This window comes from Pseudomonas sp. WP18 (assembly GCF_036689585.1).
GTDB classification, from domain to species: domain Bacteria; phylum Pseudomonadota; class Gammaproteobacteria; order Pseudomonadales; family Pseudomonadaceae; genus Aquipseudomonas; species Aquipseudomonas chlororaphis_E.
Genome location: NZ_CP144758.1, coordinates 6,103,446 through 6,121,317, shown reverse-complemented (window position 1 = coordinate 6,121,317; position 17,872 = coordinate 6,103,446). Strand labels below are relative to the sequence as shown.

General features: G+C 62.0%; 19 protein-coding genes and 1 pseudogene. 7 read left to right on the top strand and 13 right to left on the bottom strand.

Annotation, left to right across the window (positions count from 1 at the left end):
• Positions 1-136: 136 nt before the first annotated feature.
• Complete coding sequence (locus V5F23_RS27425; RefSeq protein WP_042731269.1) at positions 137-994, top strand: NAD-dependent epimerase/dehydratase family protein; 858 nt, start codon at positions 137-139, stop codon at positions 992-994.
• Between the two features lie 33 nt (positions 995-1,027).
• Here V5F23_RS27425 and V5F23_RS27420 read toward each other — a convergent pair whose 3' ends face one another.
• The 6 genes from V5F23_RS27420 to V5F23_RS27395 all read right to left on the bottom strand — a co-directional run bounded on the left by V5F23_RS27420 (position 1,028) and on the right by V5F23_RS27395 (position 6,321).
• A complete protein-coding gene (locus V5F23_RS27420; RefSeq protein WP_042731268.1) occupies positions 1,028-1,768 on the bottom strand; it encodes a hypothetical protein in 741 nt (246 codons plus the stop codon).
• Between the two features lie 55 nt (positions 1,769-1,823).
• On the bottom strand, positions 1,824-2,204 hold the full coding sequence (locus V5F23_RS27415; RefSeq protein ID WP_014340863.1) for a RidA family protein: 381 nt from the start codon (positions 2,202-2,204) through the stop codon (positions 1,824-1,826).
• A 24-nt stretch (positions 2,205-2,228) separates the two neighbouring features.
• A complete protein-coding gene (gene spoT, locus V5F23_RS27410; RefSeq protein ID WP_042731267.1) occupies positions 2,229-4,334 on the bottom strand; it encodes a bifunctional GTP diphosphokinase/guanosine-3',5'-bis pyrophosphate 3'-pyrophosphohydrolase in 2,106 nt (701 codons plus the stop codon).
• Between the two features lie 60 nt (positions 4,335-4,394).
• Positions 4,395-4,658: a DNA-directed RNA polymerase subunit omega gene (gene rpoZ, locus V5F23_RS27405; RefSeq protein ID WP_003177259.1), complete on the bottom strand. Its 264-nt coding sequence runs from the start codon at positions 4,656-4,658 to the stop codon at positions 4,395-4,397.
• Positions 4,659-4,824: 166 nt separating this feature from the next.
• Entirely contained in the window at positions 4,825-5,445 is a 621-nt protein-coding gene (gene gmk / locus V5F23_RS27400; RefSeq protein WP_047735756.1) for a guanylate kinase, read from the bottom strand.
• A 12-nt stretch (positions 5,446-5,457) separates the two neighbouring features.
• Complete coding sequence (locus V5F23_RS27395) at positions 5,458-6,321, bottom strand: YicC/YloC family endoribonuclease (RefSeq protein WP_053150284.1); 864 nt, start codon at positions 6,319-6,321, stop codon at positions 5,458-5,460.
• 249 nt (positions 6,322-6,570) lie between these two features.
• Here V5F23_RS27395 and rph point away from each other — a divergent pair, with 249 nt between their 5' ends.
• Together rph and V5F23_RS27385 are read left to right on the top strand one after the other, a co-directional pair.
• Complete coding sequence (gene rph, locus V5F23_RS27390; protein ID WP_042731264.1) at positions 6,571-7,293, top strand: ribonuclease PH; 723 nt, start codon at positions 6,571-6,573, stop codon at positions 7,291-7,293.
• Between the two features lie 30 nt (positions 7,294-7,323).
• The gene (locus V5F23_RS27385) at positions 7,324-7,692 is read left to right on the top strand and encodes a DUF4870 domain-containing protein (protein ID WP_042731263.1); all 369 of its coding nucleotides are present in this window, start codon (positions 7,324-7,326) and stop codon (positions 7,690-7,692) included.
• 179 nt (positions 7,693-7,871) lie between these two features.
• On the opposite strand, the gene V5F23_RS27380 is transcribed toward V5F23_RS27385, so the two are convergent.
• Positions 7,872-8,651, bottom strand: coding sequence for an exodeoxyribonuclease III (locus tag V5F23_RS27380; protein ID WP_042731262.1), 780 nt, complete (start codon positions 8,649-8,651; stop codon positions 7,872-7,874).
• A gap of 82 nt (positions 8,652-8,733) precedes the next feature.
• Between V5F23_RS27380 and pyrE the strand changes: the two genes are divergently transcribed.
• Positions 8,734-9,378, top strand: a complete 645-nt coding sequence (pyrE, locus tag V5F23_RS27375; RefSeq protein WP_047735758.1) for an orotate phosphoribosyltransferase — start codon at positions 8,734-8,736, stop codon at positions 9,376-9,378.
• 188 nt (positions 9,379-9,566) lie between these two features.
• On the opposite strand, the gene argB is transcribed toward pyrE, so the two are convergent.
• The 4 genes and pseudogenes from argB to coaBC all read right to left on the bottom strand — a co-directional run bounded on the left by argB (position 9,567) and on the right by coaBC (position 13,824).
• On the bottom strand, positions 9,567-10,472 hold the full coding sequence (gene argB, locus V5F23_RS27370) for an acetylglutamate kinase (protein WP_053150277.1): 906 nt from the start codon (positions 10,470-10,472) through the stop codon (positions 9,567-9,569).
• A gap of 26 nt (positions 10,473-10,498) precedes the next feature.
• A pseudogene (locus V5F23_RS27365) lies at positions 10,499-11,857 on the bottom strand (phosphomannomutase/phosphoglucomutase); the annotation flags it as partial.
• 296 nt (positions 11,858-12,153) lie between these two features.
• Positions 12,154-12,609 (bottom strand): dUTP diphosphatase, encoded by a 456-nt coding sequence (dut, locus tag V5F23_RS27360; protein WP_047735760.1) that lies wholly within the window; start codon positions 12,607-12,609, stop codon positions 12,154-12,156.
• 6 nt (positions 12,610-12,615) lie between these two features.
• Positions 12,616-13,824, bottom strand: coding sequence for a bifunctional phosphopantothenoylcysteine decarboxylase/phosphopantothenate--cysteine ligase CoaBC (gene coaBC, locus V5F23_RS27355; RefSeq protein WP_047735761.1), 1,209 nt, complete (start codon positions 13,822-13,824; stop codon positions 12,616-12,618).
• Positions 13,825-13,970: 146 nt separating this feature from the next.
• Between coaBC and radC the strand changes: the two genes are divergently transcribed.
• Complete coding sequence (gene radC, locus V5F23_RS27350; protein WP_042728983.1) at positions 13,971-14,645, top strand: DNA repair protein RadC; 675 nt, start codon at positions 13,971-13,973, stop codon at positions 14,643-14,645.
• A 135-nt stretch (positions 14,646-14,780) separates the two neighbouring features.
• Here the strand turns inward: radC and V5F23_RS27345 are convergent, their stop codons facing one another.
• Positions 14,781-16,367 carry an ABC transporter substrate-binding protein gene (locus V5F23_RS27345; RefSeq protein WP_123579232.1) on the bottom strand — a complete coding sequence of 529 codons (1,587 nt, stop codon included), beginning with the start codon at positions 16,365-16,367 and terminating at the stop codon, positions 14,781-14,783.
• Between the two features lie 437 nt (positions 16,368-16,804).
• Between V5F23_RS27345 and rpmB the strand changes: the two genes are divergently transcribed.
• Positions 16,805-17,038, top strand: a complete 234-nt coding sequence (rpmB, locus tag V5F23_RS27340) for a 50S ribosomal protein L28 (protein WP_007921114.1) — start codon at positions 16,805-16,807, stop codon at positions 17,036-17,038.
• A gap of 11 nt (positions 17,039-17,049) precedes the next feature.
• Positions 17,050-17,205 (top strand): 50S ribosomal protein L33, encoded by a 156-nt coding sequence (rpmG, locus tag V5F23_RS27335; protein WP_003177274.1) that lies wholly within the window; start codon positions 17,050-17,052, stop codon positions 17,203-17,205.
• Positions 17,206-17,359: 154 nt separating this feature from the next.
• On the opposite strand, the gene V5F23_RS27330 is transcribed toward rpmG, so the two are convergent.
• Positions 17,360-17,722 carry a cupin domain-containing protein gene (locus tag V5F23_RS27330; RefSeq protein WP_042728985.1) on the bottom strand — a complete coding sequence of 121 codons (363 nt, stop codon included), beginning with the start codon at positions 17,720-17,722 and terminating at the stop codon, positions 17,360-17,362.
• Between the last annotated feature and the right edge of the window lie 150 nt (positions 17,723-17,872).

The window sequence follows — 17,872 nt, the reverse complement described above, 5'->3', positions numbered from 1 at the left end:
GGCCGAGAACAAAAGTGGCGTGCATTATTGCAAGTAATTCTTGTTAACAAAAGTAATAGAGTATCTTTTTTTCCTTCATTGCTAGCCGCTCATCCCTTTGCGAGGCTAGTCTGCGGCTTTACCAAAGGAGATGTTGATGTCCGCGCCTTCTGTTTTAATCGCCGGCTGCGGCGATATCGGCGGCCGGTTGGCTCGCCGGCTGGTGGCCGAAAACTGGCAGGTCCATGGCCTGCGACGTACGGTCGCGCACCTGCCCGCCGGAGTGAACGGTGTGACCGGTGATCTGTTCAGCGCGCAGTGCCCGGCCGACTGGCCCACCGGGCCGCTGGATTACCTGGTGTACAGTGCCGCGGCCACCGACCATGACGAGGCGGGCTATCGAGCGGCCTACATCGAGGGGCTTGAGCATGTGCTGGGGTGGTTGAAGCAGCACGGCCAGCAACCACGGCGCCTGCTGTTTGTTTCCAGCAGCAGTGTCTATGGGCAGCAGAAGGGCGAGTGGGTCGACGAAAACTCGCCTACCGAAGCGGAGGGGTATTCCGGCCGGCTGATGCTTGAAGCCGAGCAAGTGGCGCTGGACAGCGGCATTCCCGCCAGTCGCGTGCGCCTGACCGGCATCTATGGCCCAGGCCGTGAGTGGCTGTTGAGCCAGGTGCGCCAGGGCTATCGCGTTGTCGTCGACCCTCCTCTATACGCCAATCGCATCCATGCCGACGATGCAGCGGGTTTGCTGGCATTCCTGCTGGAAGCGGATCGCCAGGGCAAGAGGCTGGACGATTGCTACATCGGGGTCGACGACGCTCCGGCGCCGCTGGCCGAGGTGGTGGGCTGGTTGCGTGAGTACATGGGCGTCACCCAATGGGCCGAAGACGCCAGCGTACGGCGTGCCGGCAGCAAGCGCTGCAGCAATGCCCGGGCGAAGGCGTTGGGTTGGACGCCGCAGTATCCGAGTTTTCGCCAGGGGTATGCGGCGATCCTGGAAGGGCGCTGCTGAATTCCATAGCCCCAGAACAACTGTGGGAGCGGGCTACTGCTTCTCCAGCACCCAGCGCCGGTCACCGGGCGTGAACGACGGCATTTCATCGGCCAGCGCGGCGTTGATGGTCTGGAAGATTTCCAGTTTCTTGCCGTCGCGGGCGAAGATCCAGGTGTTGCCCTGGCCGTTCTGTTGCAGCCAGATGTTGTCGTTGCCGCCGCTCATGGAGGCGCAATCGCCCGCCAGGCACAGGGCGTAGCGATCAGCGCCCGGCAGGCCGCTGACCTGGCCATCGGGTTGGAACTGCACGATCGCGCCTTGGCCGGGGCCGTTGACGATGCGCCAAGTGCCGCCGAGGTAGGCGGCGTACAGCGCTCGCTCGAAGCTGGCGCCGATGGGGGCGCCGTCCGGTACCTGGACTTGTGCGCGGTCGAACACCTGCTGCGGTTCGTTCTCGTTGGCGGCCTGGTTCAACTGGTCGCCGTCGCGTTTCAGTTCGCTGGCGGAACTGCCGTAGAAGTCGACTTTCCATGCCCCGTCTTCTTCGCCCAGCAACTTGCCTTCGACGTTTTCAAAACCGTTGGTGTAGCGTGCCTGGCCGGCCCGGGTGTTGATGTCCCATTCCAGGTTCGGGCCATAAGCCTGCAGCGCTTCGCGAAGCGGGCCGCCTTTGGCGGCAGCGTCGATGGCGGCCTGGTTGATCCAGGTGCCGCTGATGTCACGGTCGGCAGGGTCGCTGGCGCAGCCGCCCAGGAACAGGGCGACCAGCGAAAGAGCAAGCGCATTGCGCATGGTGGAATCCTTTCAAGACGAAAACGGCGCAGCGGGGGACGCTGCGCCGGCCTGATTACTCGATGACCAGGATCGCGTCCATCTCAACCTGGGCGCCCTTCGGCAGGGCTGCCACGCCGATGGCCGCGCGGGCAGGGTAAGGCTGGTCGAAGTACTTGCCCATGATCTCGTTGACCTTGGCGAAGTGGCTCAGGTCGGTGAGGAAGATGTTCAGCTTGACGATGTCCTTGAATGAACCGCCAGCGGCCTCGGCCACGGCCTTGAGGTTTTCGAAGACCTGCACGGTCTGGGCTTCGAAGCCTTCCACCAGCTCCATGGTTTTCGGGTCCAGGGGGATCTGGCCCGACATGTACACGGTGTTGCCCGCCTTGATCGCCTGGGAGTAAGTGCCGATGGCGGCCGGGGCCTTGTCACTGGTGATAACGGTCTTGGTCATGAATGACTCCTTGTAATGAACAGGCTACGCGCGCATCCGGGTGATGCGGATGACGCCGGTCAGGGCGCGCAGTTTCTTGATCACGCGGGCCAGGTGCACGCGGTCGTGGACGCTGACCACCAGTTGGACGACGCTGATGCGACCATCGCGCTCGTCCATGCTGATTTTCTCGATATTGCCGTCGGCGGCGTTGACGCTGCTGGCCAGCAAGGCGATCAGGCCGCGCTGGTGCTCCAGCTCGACCCGCAGCTCGACGTTGAATTCGCCGGTGACATCCTTGGCCCAGGAGAGCTGGATGCATTTTTCCGGGTTGTGGCGGATTTCGCTGATGTTGCGGCAGTTGTCCAGGTGCACCACCATCCCCTTGCCGGCGGACAAGTGGCCGACAATCGGGTCGCCCGGGATCGGTGTGCAGCATTTGGCGTAGCTGAGCACCAGGCCTTCGGTGCCGCGAATCGCCAGCGGGCCTTCGGGGCTCGGCAACTGTTCGCCTTCGCCGAGCAGGCGGCGGGCGACGACGTAGGCCATGCGGTTGCCCAGGCCGATGTCTTCGAGCAGATCTTCGATCAGCTCGAGGCGGTATTCGTGGAGCATCACCTGCACGCGCTCGGTCGGGATCTTGTCCAGCGAGCTGTCGAAGCCGTTCAGTACCTTGTTCAGCAGGCGTTCGCCGAGGTTGATCGACTCGGAGCGGCGTTGCAGTTTCAAGGCGTGGCGGATGTGCGTGCGTGCCTTGCCGGTGACGACGAAGTTGAGCCACGCCGGGTTCGGCCGGGCGCCGGGGGCGCTGACGATTTCCACCGTGGAGCCGCTTTGCAGCGGTTCGGACAACGGGGCCAGGCGGCGGTTGATCCGGCAGGCGATGCAACTGTTGCCGACGTCGGTGTGCACTGCGTAGGCAAAGTCCACGGCCGTGGAGCCCTTGGGCAGCTCCATGATCCGGCCCTTGGGCGTGAAGACGTAGACCTCGTCGGGGAACAGGTCGATCTTGACGCTCTCGATGAATTCCAGGGAGTTGCCGGCGCGCTGCTGCATTTCCAATACGCCCTTGACCCATTGCCGGGCCCGGGCGTGGGTGCTCTTGGGCTGTTCGTCACCGCTGGATTTGTACAGCCAATGGGCCGCGATGCCGTTGTTGGCCATCTCTTCCATTTCGCGGGTGCGGATCTGGATTTCGATGGGTACGCCGTGCATGCCGAACAGCGTGGTGTGCAGCGACTGGTAGCCGTTGGCCTTGGGGATCGCGATGTAGTCCTTGAAGCGCCCCGGCAGCGGTTTGTACAAATTGTGCACGGCGCCTAATACGCGATAGCAGGTGTCGACCTTGTCGACGATGATCCGGAACGCGTAGACGTCCATGATCTCGTTGAAGGCCCGGCGCTTGCCGCGCATTTTCTTGTAGATGCCGTAGAGGTGCTTCTGCCGCCCGCTGACGTCGCCTTCAATGCCGTCGATGGCCAGGCAATGGCTCAGGGACTCTTCGATCTTGTTGACGATTTCCTTGCGGTTGCCCCGGGCGCGCTTGACGGCCTGGTTGATCCGCGCCGAACGCATCGGGTGCATGGCCTTGAAGCCCAGGTCTTCGAACTCGATACGGATGGCGTGCATGCCCAGGCGATTGGCGATGGGCGCGTAGATCTCCAGGGTTTCCTTGGCGATGCGGCGGCGCTTTTCGCCGGACAGTACTTCCAGCGTGCGCATGTTGTGCAGGCGGTCGGCGAGCTTGACCAGGATCACGCGAATGTCGCGGGCCATGGCCATGGCCATTTTCTGGAAGTTCTCGGCCTGGGCCTCGGCCTTGGTCTCGAAGTTCATCTGGGTCAGCTTGCTGACCCCGTCGACCAGCTCGGCCACGGTTTCGCCAAACTGCGCCTGCAGCGCTTCCTTGGCGATACCGGTGTCTTCGATCACGTCATGGAGCATGGCCGCCATCAGGCTCTGATGGTCCATGTGCATGTCGGCCAGGATGTTCGCCACGGCAAGCGGGTGCGTGACGTACGCCTCGCCGCTGCGGCGGCGCTGGCCGTCGTGGGCTTGTTCGGCGTAGAAATAGGCTCGGCGGACCAGGTTGACCTGGTCCGTGCCGAGGTAGGCCGATAAGCGATCGGCGAGGGCGTCTATGCTCGGCATGATGATGACTCCTGCCGTCTGCTGTGACCCCGCGCCGTGCTACGTCGACCAGGCATAGGCTTAGACCGCCTCGTTGGACTCGTCCTCGAACGCTGCGAACAGCGGTTCGTCCTCGACGATTTCAGCGTTGGCGATGAACTCGTAGCTCATCAGGCCTTCGGCGATTTCACGCAGCGCTACCACGGTAGGCTTGTCGTTTTCCCACTGGACCAATGGCTCTTTGCCGCCGGTGGCCAGTTGACGGGCACGCTTGGTAGAGAGCATGACCAGCTCAAAGCGGTTTTCCACGTGTTCTAGGCAGTCTTCAACGGTTACGCGGGCCATGGTATTCCTCGGAGCGAATGCAATATGCGCGCTGCCCGGTTGGGCAAGCGGACTCGACAGTTTAAAAAAACACCAGCGTTTAGGGAAGCGCTGATTTTTTGAGCAAGCCCTCGGCGCGCTGCGAGTACCAATGTAAAGCCGTCGCAGCGGTTTTGGGAAGGGCTTCTCAGCCCAGCAGTTCGGCCAGCAATTTACCGAAACGCTGCTGCTGGCGTTTCTGTTGCAGCTGGCTGGCGCGGAAAATCGCCTTCAGGTCGTCCAGCGCGTGGGCAAAATCGTCGTTGATGATCAGGTAATCGTAGTCGACGTAGTGGCTCATTTCGCTGACCGCTTCGCGCATCCGCCCTTCGATGATCTCGTCGCTGTCCTGGCCACGGTTGGTCAGGCGCTGGCGCAAGGCTTGCTGGCTTGGCGGCAGGATGAAGATCGAGCGGGCCTGGGGCATGAGCTTGCGCACCTGCTCGGCGCCTTGCCAGTCGATTTCCAGGATCAGGTCGTGGCCTTCGTCCAGGGTCTGCTGCAGGTAGCTCTGCGAGGTGCCGTACAGGTTGCCGAAGACTTCGGCGCGCTCGAGGAAGTCGCCGTGCTCGGCCATCCTCACGAACTCTTCGCGGTCGACGAAGTGATAGTTCACCCCGTTCACTTCGCCCGGGCGCATGGCGCGGGTGGTGTGGGACACGGAGACGCGGATCTGCGGCTCGGCGTCTATCAGGGCCTTGACCAGGCTGGTCTTGCCGGCGCCCGAAGGCGCGGAAATGATGTACAGGGTGCCGGTGCTGTGGGTCATGTCGGGTTAGCCTTACTCAATGTTCTGTACTTGTTCGCGCATCTGCTCGATCAACACCTTGAGGTTGACCGCAGCCTGGGTGCTGCGCGGGTCGAAGGCCTTGGAGCCCAGTGTGTTGGCTTCGCGGTTGAGTTCCTGCATCAGGAAGTCCAGGCGGCGACCGGCCGCGCCACCGGACTTGAGCACCCGGCGGACTTCGATGATGTGGGTGCTCAGGCGATCCAGTTCTTCGGCCACGTCGCTTTTTTGCGCGAGCATGACCATTTCCTGTTCCAGGCGCTGCGGGTCCAGCTCGGCCTTCATGTCGGCAAAGCGGTCGAGGACTTTCTGGCGCTGGGTGGCGAGCATCTGCGGAACCAGTTCGCGCAGGGTGCTGACGTCTTCTTCAATGGCGGTGAGGCGCTCGTTGATCAGCCGGGCCAGTTCCGCGCCTTCGCGCTCACGCCCGGCCTTGAGTTCCTTCAGACCTTGGTTGAACAGCGCCAGGGCCTCGGCGTTCAGTGCCTGCGGATCGCTGGCGTCACCCACCAGCACGCCGGGCCAGGCCAGTACTTCCAGCGGGTTCAGGGCGGCGGGGTTGCTGATCAGGCTGGCAACGGTTTCGGCGGCAGCCACCAGTTGCGCGGCGCGTTCGCGATCCACCTGCAAGGGTTTGCCGGTGCTTTCTTCGGTAAAGCGCAGGGTGCATTCCAGCTTGCCCCGGGACAGGCCCTGGCGCAGCGCTTCACGCACGCCGCCTTCCAGGTCGCGGAAGGATTCGGGCAGGCGCAGGTGCGGTTCCAGGTAGCGACTGTTGACCGAGCGCAGTTCCCAGCTCAGCGTGCCTTGAGCCCCGGCTTTTTCGACGCGGGCGAAGGCGGTCATGCTGTGCACCATGGAGGTTCCTCGCATTGCAGGCCGACACGACCTGAGAATCTGTGGATTGAGCCCGGCGGGCAGCAAAGGCGCAGGATTGTAGCGCAGTGAAGCGTGTGCCCCCAAACCGTGCCTGTGACAAAGCGCTGCAACCCGTCGGCCGGGCGTTTGAGAGGCTGCACTCGTCGCGCCGGCTTTTTAGAACTGCCCTCGCGCGGCACACGGCTTTATAATGCCGGCAGTTTTCCGTCCTCAGTACAGGTGTTCCCTATGAAACGTCCAAGTGGTCGCGCTGCCGATCAGCTCCGCTCGATCCGCATTACCCGCAACTACACCAAACACGCCGAGGGCTCTGTACTGGTCGAATTCGGTGATACCAAGGTGATCTGCACCGTCAGCGTCGAGAACGGCGTGCCGCGGTTCCTCAAGGGCCAGGGCCAGGGTTGGCTGACCGCCGAGTACGGCATGCTGCCGCGGGCCACCGGCGAGCGTAACCAGCGCGAAGCCAGCCGTGGCAAGCAGGGCGGGCGCACCCTGGAAATCCAGCGCCTGATCGGCCGTTCGCTGCGCGCCGCGCTGGACATGTCCAAGCTGGGCGACGTGACCTTGTACGTCGATTGCGACGTGATCCAGGCTGACGGCGGCACCCGCACCGCGTCCATCACCGGCGCAATGGTCGCGTTGGTCGATGCCTTGAAAGTGATCAAGAAGCGTGGCGGCCTCAAGGGCGGCGACCCGCTCAAGCAGATGATCGCCGCGGTGTCCGTGGGCATGTACCAGGGCGAGCCGGTCCTGGACCTGGACTACCTGGAAGACTCGGCTGCCGAGACCGACCTGAACGTGGTCATGACCAGCGCCGGCGGCTTCATCGAAGTGCAGGGCACCGCCGAAGGCGCGCCGTTCCAGCCGGAAGAATTGAACGCTATGCTGGAACTGGCGAAGAACGGCATGAGTCAGATCTTCGAATTGCAGAAGGCCGCCCTGGCTGACTGATCGATTCACGCTTCAGACAAGGAGAGCGACATGAGTGATGAGCCAGTCCTGCTGCCCCAGCCGAGCAAAGAGGCGCGTCAATGGGCAATGTTTTGTCACCTGTCCGCCTTGCTGGGGATCTGGATTCCGTTCGGTACGCTAATCGGGCCGCTGGTGCTCTGGCAGCTCAAGCGTGAGTCCGACCCGTTCATCGATGCCCAAGGCAAGGAAGCGCTGAACTTCCAGATCACCGTGGCGATCGCCTCGGCGATCAGTCTGCTGCTGATGATCGTGGTGATTGGCTTCTTCCTGTTCGGTCTGGTGGCCATTGGTGCGTTGGTGTTGACCATCATCGCCGGGGTCAAGGCCAATGAAGGGCAGCCGTATCGGTATCCGTTTACCTGGCGGCTGGTCAAATAACGATCAGCTAGCGCCTTGCCCTGTGGGAGCGAGCTTGCTCGCGATTGCGGCTGTTCATTCAATATCGATGTTGGCCGATCCATCGTCATCGCGAGCAAGCTCGCTCCCACCGTTGATTTTCAGTGGCCACAAAAAAACCGACATCGACTGTCGGTTTTTTTGTGGCTGCGAAACGACACTCAGATCGTCAGCGTCCAGTCGTAGTCCACGATCAGCGGCGCGTGCTGCGAGAACCGAGGCTGGCGCGGCAGGCGAGCGCTGCGCACGAAGCGGCGCAGGCCGGGCGTCAGCAACTGGTAGTCGAAACGCCAGCCGAGGTTGAGCATCTCGGCCTGCTCGCTGTCCGGCCACCAGCTGTACTGGTCGCCTTCGCGGCTGACTTCGCGCAGGGCATCGACATAGCCCATGTTGCCAATGATCTCGTCCATCCAGGCCCGTTCCGGCGCCAGGAAGCCAGGAGATTGCTGGCTGTCGCGCCAGTTCTTGATATCCAGCTTCTGTTGCGCCACGTACAGCGAGCCACAATAGATGTACTCGCGACGTTTGCGTCGCTGTTTATCAAGATAACGGGCGAAGTCGTCCATCAACTTGAATTTCTGATTCAAATCTTCATCGCCGTTCTGCCCCGAAGGGAGCAGTAAGGTCGCGATGCTGACCTTGTCGAAATCGGCTTGCAGGTAGCGCCCGTAGCGGTCCGCCGTCTCGAAACCGAGACCGTTGATGACAGCCTTCGGTTGCAGCCGCGAGTACAAAGCCACGCCACCCTGGGCGGGGACTTCGGCATCGCAGGCATAAAGGAAGTAACCATCCAGTTGGAAGGCTGCATCGTCCAGTTCAAAGGCGGAGGCGCGGGTGTCCTGCAGGCAGATGACGTCGGCATTCTGTGCTTGCAGCCAACTGAGCAAACCACGCTCGACTGCAGCCTGAATACCATTGACGTTCACACTGATGATCCGCATAAATGGCCCCAAAAATCACGTGCGTGTATGATACACGGCGTGTACCTATTTAGCTAAATCCGCGGTATTTGAGGCTTTTTTCATGCAGGCGTATCAGCGCGATTTCATTCGTTTTGCCATCGATCGCGGGGTTTTGCGCTTCGGTGAGTTCACCCTCAAGTCCGGACGCACCAGCCCGTACTTCTTCAACGCCGGCCTGTTCAACAGCGGTTCGGCCCTGGCGCAGCTGGGGCGTTTCTATGCAGCGGCCATCGTCGAGAGCGGTATTGCGTTCGACGTCCTGTTCGGCCCGGCCTACAAAGGCATCCCGCTGGCCGCCACCACCGCCGTCGCCCTGGCCGAGCATCACGAGCGCGACCTGCCCTGGTGTTTCAACCGCAAGGAAGCCAAGGCTCACGGTGAAGGCGGCAGCCTGGTGGGCGCGCCGCTGACCGGCGATGTCCTGATCATTGACGACGTGATCACCGCCGGTACCGCTATTCGCGAGGTGATGCAGATCATCGCTTCCCAGGACGGCGCCAAGGCCGCCGGCGTGCTGATCGCGCTGAACCGCCAGGAGCGTGGCAATGGTGAGTTGTCGGCGATCCAGGAAGTGGAGCGCGACTTTGGCATTCCGGTGATCAGCATTGTGTCGCTGACCCAGGTGCTGGAATTCTTGGCTGATGACCCCCAGCTCAAACAGCATTTGCCGGCGGTTGAGGCTTATCGGGCGCAGTTCGGCGTCTGATCGGCTTGCACAATCCCTTGTGGGAGCGGGCTTGCTCGCGAATGCGATGGCAAATTCAACCTTGTGTTGACTGACCTGCCGCTTTCGCGAGCAAGCCCGCTCCCACATAAGTTTGCCTTGACCGGTAAACCGTGAAAAAAAGACCCCGCTCAACCAGGTTGAGCGGGGTCTTTTTTTACCGGAATCGCTTAAGAACGCTTGCGATTGCTGATCAACGTACCCACGCCGGTATCGGTGAAGATCTCCAGCAGGATCGCATTCGGCACCCGGCCATCGATGATCAGCGAGCTGCCGACGCCGCCCTGTACCGCTTCCAGCGCGCAGCGGATCTTTGGCAGCATGCCGCCGTAGATCGTACCGTCGGCGATGAGGTCGTCGACCTGTTGGGTCGACAACCCGGTCAGGACCTTGCCCGACTTGTCCATCAGGCCGGCGATGTTGGTCAGCAGCATCAGCTTCTCGGCTTTCAGTGCCTCGGCCACCTTGCCGGCCACCAGGTCGGCGTTGATGTTGTACGACTCACCGTTGGCCCCCACGCCGATAGGCGCGATGACCGGGATGAAGTCGCCCTTGACCAGCAGGTTCAGCAGGTCGGTGTTGATGCCCACCACTTCGCCCACCTGGCCGATGTCGATGATTTCCGGCTGGGTCATCTCCGGGGTCTGGCGGGTCACGGTGAGCTTTTTCGCCCGGATCAGTTCGGCATCCTTGCCGGTCAGGCCGATGGCGCTGCCGCCATGGCGGTTGATCAGGTTGACGATGTCCTTGTTGACCTGGCCACCCAGGACCATTTCCACCACATCCATGGTCTGCGCGTCGGTGACACGCATGCCATCGATGAAATGGCTTTCGATCGCCAGGCGCTTGAGCAGGTCGCCGATCTGCGGGCCACCGCCATGCACCACCACCGGGTTGATGCCCACGGCCTTCATCAGCACGATGTCGCGGGCGAAGCCGGTTTTCAGCTCCTCGCTTTCCATCGCGTTGCCGCCGTATTTGATCACCAGGGTCTTGCCGACATAGCGTCGGATGTAAGGCAACGCTTCGGACAGGACCTTGGCGGTATTGGCGGCGGCTTCGCGTTCGAGGGTCATTCAGGGCTCCGGTGGTGCTTCAAAAATCAGAACGGTAGTTGAAGATCAGGTGCAACACGTTTGAGTTGGGTGTGGAACACATCCTTGATGCGCTGCAGTTCGGCTTCGTTGTCGGCCTCGAAGCGCAGGACCAGCACCGGCGTGGTGTTGGACGCGCGCACCAGGCCCCAACCCTGGGGATAGTCGACCCGCACACCGTCGATGGTGGTCAGTTCGGCGCCTTCGCCCCATTGAGCGTCGTGCAGTGCATCAATGATGCTGAATTTGGTCTCTTCGGTCACATGGATATTGATTTCCGGCGTAGAAATATCGTTCGGGAAGGTCGCGAACAGGTCTTCGGCGCTGGAGGGCTCCTTGCTGAGGATCTCCAGCAGGCGCGCGGCGCTGTAGATGCCGTCGTCGAAACCGAACCAGCGCTCCTTGAAGAAGATGTGGCCACTCATTTCCCCGGCCAGCAGGGCGCCGCTCTGTTTCATTTTCTTCTTGATCAACGAGTGACCGGTCTTCCACATCAGCGGGCGACCGCCATATTCCTTGATCAGTGGCACCAGGCGACGGGTGCACTTGACGTCGAAAATGATCTCGGCATCCGGGTTGCGCGCCACGACATCCTTGGCAAACAGCATCAGCAGGCGGTCCGGGAACACGACGCTGCCGGTGTTGGTGACCACGCCGACGCGGTCGCCATCGCCGTCGAAGGCCAGGCCCAGGTCAGCGTTGGTTTCCTTGACCTTGGCGATCAGGTCTTGCAGGTTTTCCAGCTTGCCCGGGTCCGGGTGATGGTTGGGGAAGTTGCCATCCACCTCGCAGAACAGCGGGATGACCTCGCAGTTCAGGGCTTCGATCAGTTGCGGGGCAATCACGCCGGCGGCGCCGTTGCCGCAGTCGACCACCACTTTCAGGCGACGGGCGAGCTTCACGTCCTTGACGATCTCATCGTTGTAGCGCCCAAGGATGTCGACCTGGGTCACGCTGCCTTTGCCGCTGCTCAGGTCGTTGGTCTTGAGGCGGGTGTGCAGGGCCTGGATCTGCTCGTTGGCCAGGGTGTCGCCAGCGATGACGATCTTGAAGCCGTTGTAGTTCGATGGGTTGTGGCTGCCGGTGAGCATCACGCCGGATTTGCCGGCCAGGACGTTGGCGGCGTAGTACAGCGCCGGCGTCGGCACCAGGCCCACGTCGCTGACGTGGCAGCCACTGTCGGCAATACCCTTGATCAATTGCGCGACCAACTCGGGGCCGGACAGGCGGCCGTCGCGGCCGACGCACACGTTCGGTTCGCCCTGGGCCAGGCTCTGGGAGCCAATGGCGCGGCCGATCCAGTAGGCGGTTTCGGCGGTGAGGGTTTCCGGTACTACGCCACGGATGTCGTAGGCGCGGAAGATGCTGTCAGGGAAGATCGGGGCGATTGCAGCTGGGGTGTTCATGGGCGGGGCGCTCTATCAGAGGGTGACTGGACAGGCCGACGAGGGGCGTCGGCAGGCTCAAGCTGAAGGGTATGACGGCGTTTTTGACAGAGAGTTCGTGGTGGGAAAATGCCATGAGATAGCGTTATCCCGAGCTCGGTCGCCTAATACATTGATTCCGGATGGGAAACCTAGCAGAAAGCCATTGCGCATTTTTCGCCCTGAAACAGAAGCTTAATAAACGGGCCGGGCAGCACGCCCGGCCACGAACCGCCGGCTCAGTGGCTGCCGGAGTGGCCGAAACCGCCGGCGCCGCGTTGGCTCTCGTCGAATTCCGTGACCAGTTCGAAATGAGCCTGCACCACTGGCACCAGCACCAGTTGCGCAATGCGTTCGCCCACGGCGATGTTGAAGGCCGTCTGGCCACGGTTCCAGCACGACACCATCAGCTCGCCCTGGTAGTCGGAGTCGATCAGGCCCACCAGGTTGCCCAGCACGATGCCGTGTTTGTGGCCCAGGCCCGAGCGCGGCAGGATCAGCGCGGCCAGGTTCGGGTCGCCGATGTACACCGACAGGCCGGTCGGGATCAGCAGGGTCTGGCCCGGTTCCAGGAGGGTGTCCTGCTTGAGCATCGCCCGCAGGTCGAGACCGGCGGAGCCGGGCGTGGCGTATTGCGGCAACGGGAATTCGTTGCCGATGCGTGGATCGAGGATCTTGGCTTGTAGAGCGTGCATGGAGATTTAAACCTGGTTCAGACGTTCGGCGATGAAGGTGATCAGCTGGCGGGCAATCTTGCCCTTGCTGGTCTGGGCGAAAAGGGTGGCGTGCAACTGGCGATCGATCACGCTGCAGGCGTTTTCCTCGCTGTTGAAGCCGATGCTCGGGTTGGCGACGTCGTTGGCGACGATCAAGTCGAGGTTCTTGTCCTTGAGCTTGCGCGCGGCGTAATCGAGCAGGTGTTCGGTTTCGGCGGCGAAGCCGACACTGAACGGCCGGTCGGGGCGGGTGGCGATACTGGCAAGGATGTCCGGGTTGCGCACCATCTGCAGCAGCAGGCCGTCACCACTCGTAGGGTCTTTCTTCAATTTCTGTGGGGCGACGACTTCGGGGCGGTAGTCCGCGACCGCTGCCGAGGCGATGAACAGGTCGCAGGGGATGGCGGCTTCGCACGCCGCGAGCATGTCCCGGGCGCTGACGACGTCGATGCGCGTGACCCGGTCCGGCGTGGGCAGGTGCACGGGGCCGGTGATCAAGGTCACCCGGGCGCCGGCTTCCACCGCGGCTTCGGCCAGGGCGAAGCCCATTTTCCCGGAGCTGTGGTTGGTGATGTAGCGCACCGGGTCGATGTTTTCCTGGGTCGGGCCGGCGGTGATCAGCACGTGTTTGCCGGTCAGGGCCTGGCGCTGGAAGCAGTCGGCGGCGCATTGGGCCAGGTCGGTGGCTTCCAGCATGCGGCCCATGCCGACATCGCCGCAGGCCTGGCTGCCGGAGGCCGGGCCGAAGACCTTCAGTGCACGGCTTTCGAGCAATTGCAGGTTGGCCTGGGTGGCCGGATCGCGCCACATGGCCTGGTTCATGGCTGGGGCGACGGCCACCACGGCGTCGGTGGCGAGCACCAGGGTGGTGAGCAGGTCGTCGGCGATGCCTTGGGCCAGGCGGGCGATCAGGTCGGCGGTCGCCGGGGCGATCAGCACCAGGTCGGCCCACTTGGCCAGTTCGATATGGCCCATGGCTGCCTCGGCCGCGGGGTCGAGCAGGTCCAGGTGAACCGGGTGGCCGGACAGTGCCTGCATGGTCAGCGGGGTGATGAACTCACTGCCGCCGCGGGTCATCACGACCCGTACTTCCGCGCCCTGGTCGATGAGTCGGCGAACCAGCTCGGCGCTCTTGTAGGCAGCAATGCCGCCGCCGACGCCCAGAACGATGCGTTTCCGATACAGCCGCTGCATAGGCCTGCCTTTCGATTTCAGTGGTCAGTGCAGTGCGAACCCTTCGGCAACAGCCTGCCAGGGTGCGAATCGCCTGCAAAAAAGATGGGCTACGATATCACAGCGACCGCTATGGAACAGCGGTGCGCCACAGACCAGGAGGTCCTATGAGTATTCGAGATTGGCCGGCGGCCGAGCGCCCGCGGGAGAAGTTGTTGCAATTGGGTTCGGCGAGTCTTTCGGATGCCGAGTTGTTGGCGATCTTCTTGCGAACCGGGGTTTGCGGGAAGAGTGCAGTAGACCTGGCTCGACACCTGCTGCATCAATTTGGTTGCCTGCGCGGTTTACTGGACGCCGACCTGCGTACATTCAGCATGCAACTGGGCTTGGGGCCGGCGAAGTTCGCGCAGTTGCAAGCGGTCCTGGAAATGGGGCGCCGACATCTGGCCCAGGACCTGCGACGAGAGTCGGTGCTGGAGAGCCCGCTGGTTGTACGCGACTACCTCAAGGCCGTGTTGCGCCATGAACCCCATGAAGTGTTCGGCTGCCTGTTCCTGGATTCCCGGCATCGGGTGTTGGCCTATGAGGCGCTGTTTCGCGGCTCGATCGACAGCGCCAGCGTCTATCCACGGCAAGTGGTCAAGCGCGCCCTGGCCCACAATGCCGCCGCGTTGATCCTGTGTCACAACCATCCTTCCGGCGATACCGAGCCGAGCCAGGCCGACCGGGTGCTCACCGGGCGCCTTCAGCAAGCGCTGGAGTTGATTGACGTGCGGGTGCTCGATCATTTCATCGTCGGCGATGGGGAGCCGCTGTCGATGGTGGAGTACGGGTGGATGTAGCCGCGATCTGGCAATGGCAAACTCTGTGGGGGCGGGCTTGCTCGCGAAGAGGTCGTGTCAGGCGACATCCGTGCTGGCTGACCCACCGCTTTCGCGGGCAAGCCCGCTCCCACAGGTTTCAATGCATACAGGTGGTTACTTGAGGGTGACCTTGGCGTAGTCCTGGCGACCGAACGGGCTGACCGAATAACCCTGCACTTCCTTGCGGGTGAGGGCGAAGGCCGTCGGGTGAGCCAGGGGCAGCCAGAGGGCCTGTTGCTGGATCTGTGCCTGGGCCTGCTCGTAGAGCTTGGCGCGCACGCCTTGCTCGCCGGTGGTCTTGCCGGCGCTGATCAGTTTGTCCAGGTCGGGGTTGCAGTAACGCGCGAAGTTGGTGCCGGACTTGACCGCCGCGCAGGAAAACTGCGGCGTGAGGAAATTGTCCGGGTCGCCGTTGTCGCCCGCCCAGCCCATGAACAGCAGATCGTGTTCGCCGGCCTTGGCCCGACGGATCAACTCGCCCCATTCGATCACCCGGATTTCGGCCTGGATGCCGATTTCCGCCAGGTCCGATTGCAGCAGTTGGGCGCCAAGGCTCGGATTCGGGTTCAGCAGGCTGCCGGAAGGGCGGGTCCAGAGGGTGGTCTGGAAGCCTTCCTTCAAACCGGCCTTGGCCAGCAGTTCGCGAGCCTTGGCGGGGTCGTGGGCGTAGCCGGGCAGGTTTTTGGCGTAGCTCCAGGTGTTGGGTGGGTAGGGGCCGTTGGCGGCCTGCGCAGTGCCTTCGAAGACGGTCTTGAGGTAGCTGGCCTTGTCGAACGCCAGGTTGATGGCCTGGCGCACCTCAGGTTTGTCCAGTGGCGGGTGCTGGCTGTTGATCGCCACGAAGGCCGTCATGAAGGCGTCGGTCTGGGTCACGGCCAGCGTCGGTTCCTGGCGCGCGGCCTGCACGTCCAGTGGCTTGGGCGACAGGGCGATCTGGCATTCATTGCGACGCAGTTTCTGCAAGCGCACGTTGGCATCCGGCGTGATGGCGAAGATCAGTGGGTCCACTTGGGGCTTGCCGTCGAAATAGGCGTCGTTGGCCTTGTAGCGGATCGTCGCGTCCTTCTGGAACCGGTTGAAAACGAACGGGCCGGTGCCGACCGGCTGGTTGTTGAGCTTTTCCGGGGTGCCGGCCTTCATCAATTGGTCGGCGTATTCAGCCGAATAGATAGAAGCAAAGCCCATGCTCAACGTTGCCAGGAACGTCGAATCGGCATGGTCGAGGGTAAAACGCACGGTTAACGGGTCCAGCGCGTCGATTTTCTTGATCAGCGTGGGCAGTTGCATGGACTGGGCGTGGGGGAAGCCGCTCTGGGCCACCTTGTGCCAGGGGTTGGCCGGGTCGAGCATGCGCTCGAAGCTGAATTTCACGTCCTCGGCGGTCAGGTCGCGACGCGGCGTGAAGTAGTCGGTGTGGTGGAACTTGACCTGGGGGCGCAGCTTGAACACGTAGGTCAGCCCGTCGGTCGAGATCTCCCAGCTCTTGGCAAGGCTGGGGACCACCTTGCCGCTGGCGGTGTCGAAGTCCACCAGGCGGTTCATCAGCACGTCGGCAGAGGCGTTGGTGGTTGTCAGCGAGTTGTACTGGACCACGTCGAACCCTTCCGGGCTCGCCTCGGTACAAACACTCAAGGCGGCCGCCTGGGCCAATGGGCTGATCAGCAGAGGGGCGAGCAACAATGGTAGGGCAGCGAGGCGCATGAGCAGTTTCCTTGTGCAAGTCGAAGGCCCATCTGCGAGTGCAGTCTGGAAAAGGCCTACCCTAGTGGGCTCGCTGGCAAATGACTATCCCCTTTTTGCATTTTCCGGCACCCTGTGGCGGTGCGTGATGGGCTCAAACCTGGCGCAGGTGAAAAAAACCTGCGCGCAGCGACGAGCGGTCACGGGCTGCGCCGGCCTTTGCCCCAGCCGTCCCGGACGGTTGGGCGGTGTTCTGCCGCAAAGACAAATCACATCGGTTGTTGTTGCACCGTGGTCTTTCTGGTATAAAGCAGCGCTCTTTTCTAGGGGCCCGGTTCCTTCACTGTAGGTGTAGCCGGTAAGACCCTTAAAGAAACGCGGCGCCTGGCGCCAAATGACTGAGAGATTAAGCGGCCAACCCATGCCGGGTTGGGCATGTGGTTTTAGAGGGCTGAGGCATGTCGAGAGTCTGTCAAGTTACCGGTAAGGGTCCGGTGACTGGGAATAACATTTCCCACGCAAACAACAAAACCCGTCGTCGTTTCCTGCCGAACCTGCAGCATCACCGCTTCTGGGTTGAGTCCGAGAAACGTTTTGTACGTCTGCGCGTATCTGCCAAAGGCATGCGTATCATCGACAAGCGCGGCATTGATGTCGTGCTTGCCGAACTTCGCCGCGATGGCAAGGTTTAAGGGAGCTAATCATGCGTGAATTGATTCGTTTGATCTCGAGCGCCGGTACTGGTCACTTCTACACTACCGACAAGAACAAGCGTACTACCCCGGACAAAATCGAGATCAAGAAATATGATCCGGTTGTTCGCAAGCACGTGATCTACAAGGAAGGCAAAATCAAGTAATTGATTTTTCCCTCTTACAAAAAAGGCCCGTATCTCACGATACGGGCCTTTTTTGTTGGTTTTTTTGGCTGTCCGGGCCTCTTCGCGAGCAAGCTCGCCCCCACAAAGGCACCACATGGCCCGTGTGGGGCGATGCACCCTTGATCCCAAGGCTTCAAGCCTTCTGTTCGAACACCACGTAGATCTTGCGGCACGGTTCCAGCACTTCCCAGGTGCCCTTGAAGCCCGCCGGGATCACGAAGCGGTCACCTGCGCGCAGGGTCTTGGCGTTCCCATCGTTGTCCCGCAGCACGGAAACACCCTGGACGATTTCGCAATACTCATGCTCGGTGTAGTTGACCGTCCACTGGCCCACGGCGCCTTCCCAGACACCGGCATTCATTTGGCCACACGGGCTGTTGTAGTGGTTGTACACCGCCTGTTCGGGATCGCCCTTGAGTACCTTGGCCGGGTCCGGACGGTAGCGGTCGGCGGCAGTGGTGGCGTGGCTGAAATCGACGATGTCCTGGATGCTCATGCGGTAATCCCCGTGAATGACGGCGCGAATGGCTGGAAGAGTCAGAGTCTATGTTTATTAAAACGAACATCGCAAGGCGGTTTGCCACCGCTATGTCAAATATATTGAAACTTCACCGGCCGCTGGTTTAGGGTGGCGGGTGCCCTCTGC

Excerpts from the sequence above, each read along its gene's own strand:
- gmk (WP_047735756.1), bottom strand. The coding sequence starts at position 5,445 with ATGACCCACAGCACCGGCACCCTGTACATCATTTCCGCGCCTTCGGGC.
- V5F23_RS27425 (WP_042731269.1), top strand. The coding sequence starts at position 137 with ATGTCCGCGCCTTCTGTTTTAATCGCCGGCTGCGGCGATATCGGCGGC.
- pyrE (WP_047735758.1), top strand. The coding sequence starts at position 8,734 with ATGCAGGCGTATCAGCGCGATTTCATTCGTTTTGCCATCGATCGCGGG.
- rph (WP_042731264.1), top strand. The coding sequence starts at position 6,571 with ATGAAACGTCCAAGTGGTCGCGCTGCCGATCAGCTCCGCTCGATCCGC.
- V5F23_RS27330 (WP_042728985.1), bottom strand. The coding sequence starts at position 17,722 with ATGAGCATCCAGGACATCGTCGATTTCAGCCACGCCACCACTGCCGCC.
- rpmG (WP_003177274.1), top strand. The coding sequence starts at position 17,050 with ATGCGTGAATTGATTCGTTTGATCTCGAGCGCCGGTACTGGTCACTTC.
- V5F23_RS27395 (WP_053150284.1), bottom strand. The coding sequence starts at position 6,321 with ATGGTGCACAGCATGACCGCCTTCGCCCGCGTCGAAAAAGCCGGGGCT.
- rpoZ (WP_003177259.1), bottom strand. The coding sequence starts at position 4,658 with ATGGCCCGCGTAACCGTTGAAGACTGCCTAGAACACGTGGAAAACCGC.
- V5F23_RS27345 (WP_123579232.1), bottom strand. The coding sequence starts at position 16,367 with ATGCGCCTCGCTGCCCTACCATTGTTGCTCGCCCCTCTGCTGATCAGC.
- V5F23_RS27380 (WP_042731262.1), bottom strand. The coding sequence starts at position 8,651 with ATGCGGATCATCAGTGTGAACGTCAATGGTATTCAGGCTGCAGTCGAG.
- radC (WP_042728983.1), top strand. The coding sequence starts at position 13,971 with ATGAGTATTCGAGATTGGCCGGCGGCCGAGCGCCCGCGGGAGAAGTTG.
- argB (WP_053150277.1), bottom strand. The coding sequence starts at position 10,472 with ATGACCCTCGAACGCGAAGCCGCCGCCAATACCGCCAAGGTCCTGTCC.
- dut (WP_047735760.1), bottom strand. The coding sequence starts at position 12,609 with ATGCACGCTCTACAAGCCAAGATCCTCGATCCACGCATCGGCAACGAA.
- V5F23_RS27415 (WP_014340863.1), bottom strand. The coding sequence starts at position 2,204 with ATGACCAAGACCGTTATCACCAGTGACAAGGCCCCGGCCGCCATCGGC.
- V5F23_RS27420 (WP_042731268.1), bottom strand. The coding sequence starts at position 1,768 with ATGCGCAATGCGCTTGCTCTTTCGCTGGTCGCCCTGTTCCTGGGCGGC.
- spoT (WP_042731267.1), bottom strand. The coding sequence starts at position 4,334 with ATGCCGAGCATAGACGCCCTCGCCGATCGCTTATCGGCCTACCTCGGC.
- rpmB (WP_007921114.1), top strand. The coding sequence starts at position 16,805 with ATGTCGAGAGTCTGTCAAGTTACCGGTAAGGGTCCGGTGACTGGGAAT.
- V5F23_RS27385 (WP_042731263.1), top strand. The coding sequence starts at position 7,324 with ATGAGTGATGAGCCAGTCCTGCTGCCCCAGCCGAGCAAAGAGGCGCGT.
- coaBC (WP_047735761.1), bottom strand. The coding sequence starts at position 13,824 with ATGCAGCGGCTGTATCGGAAACGCATCGTTCTGGGCGTCGGCGGCGGC.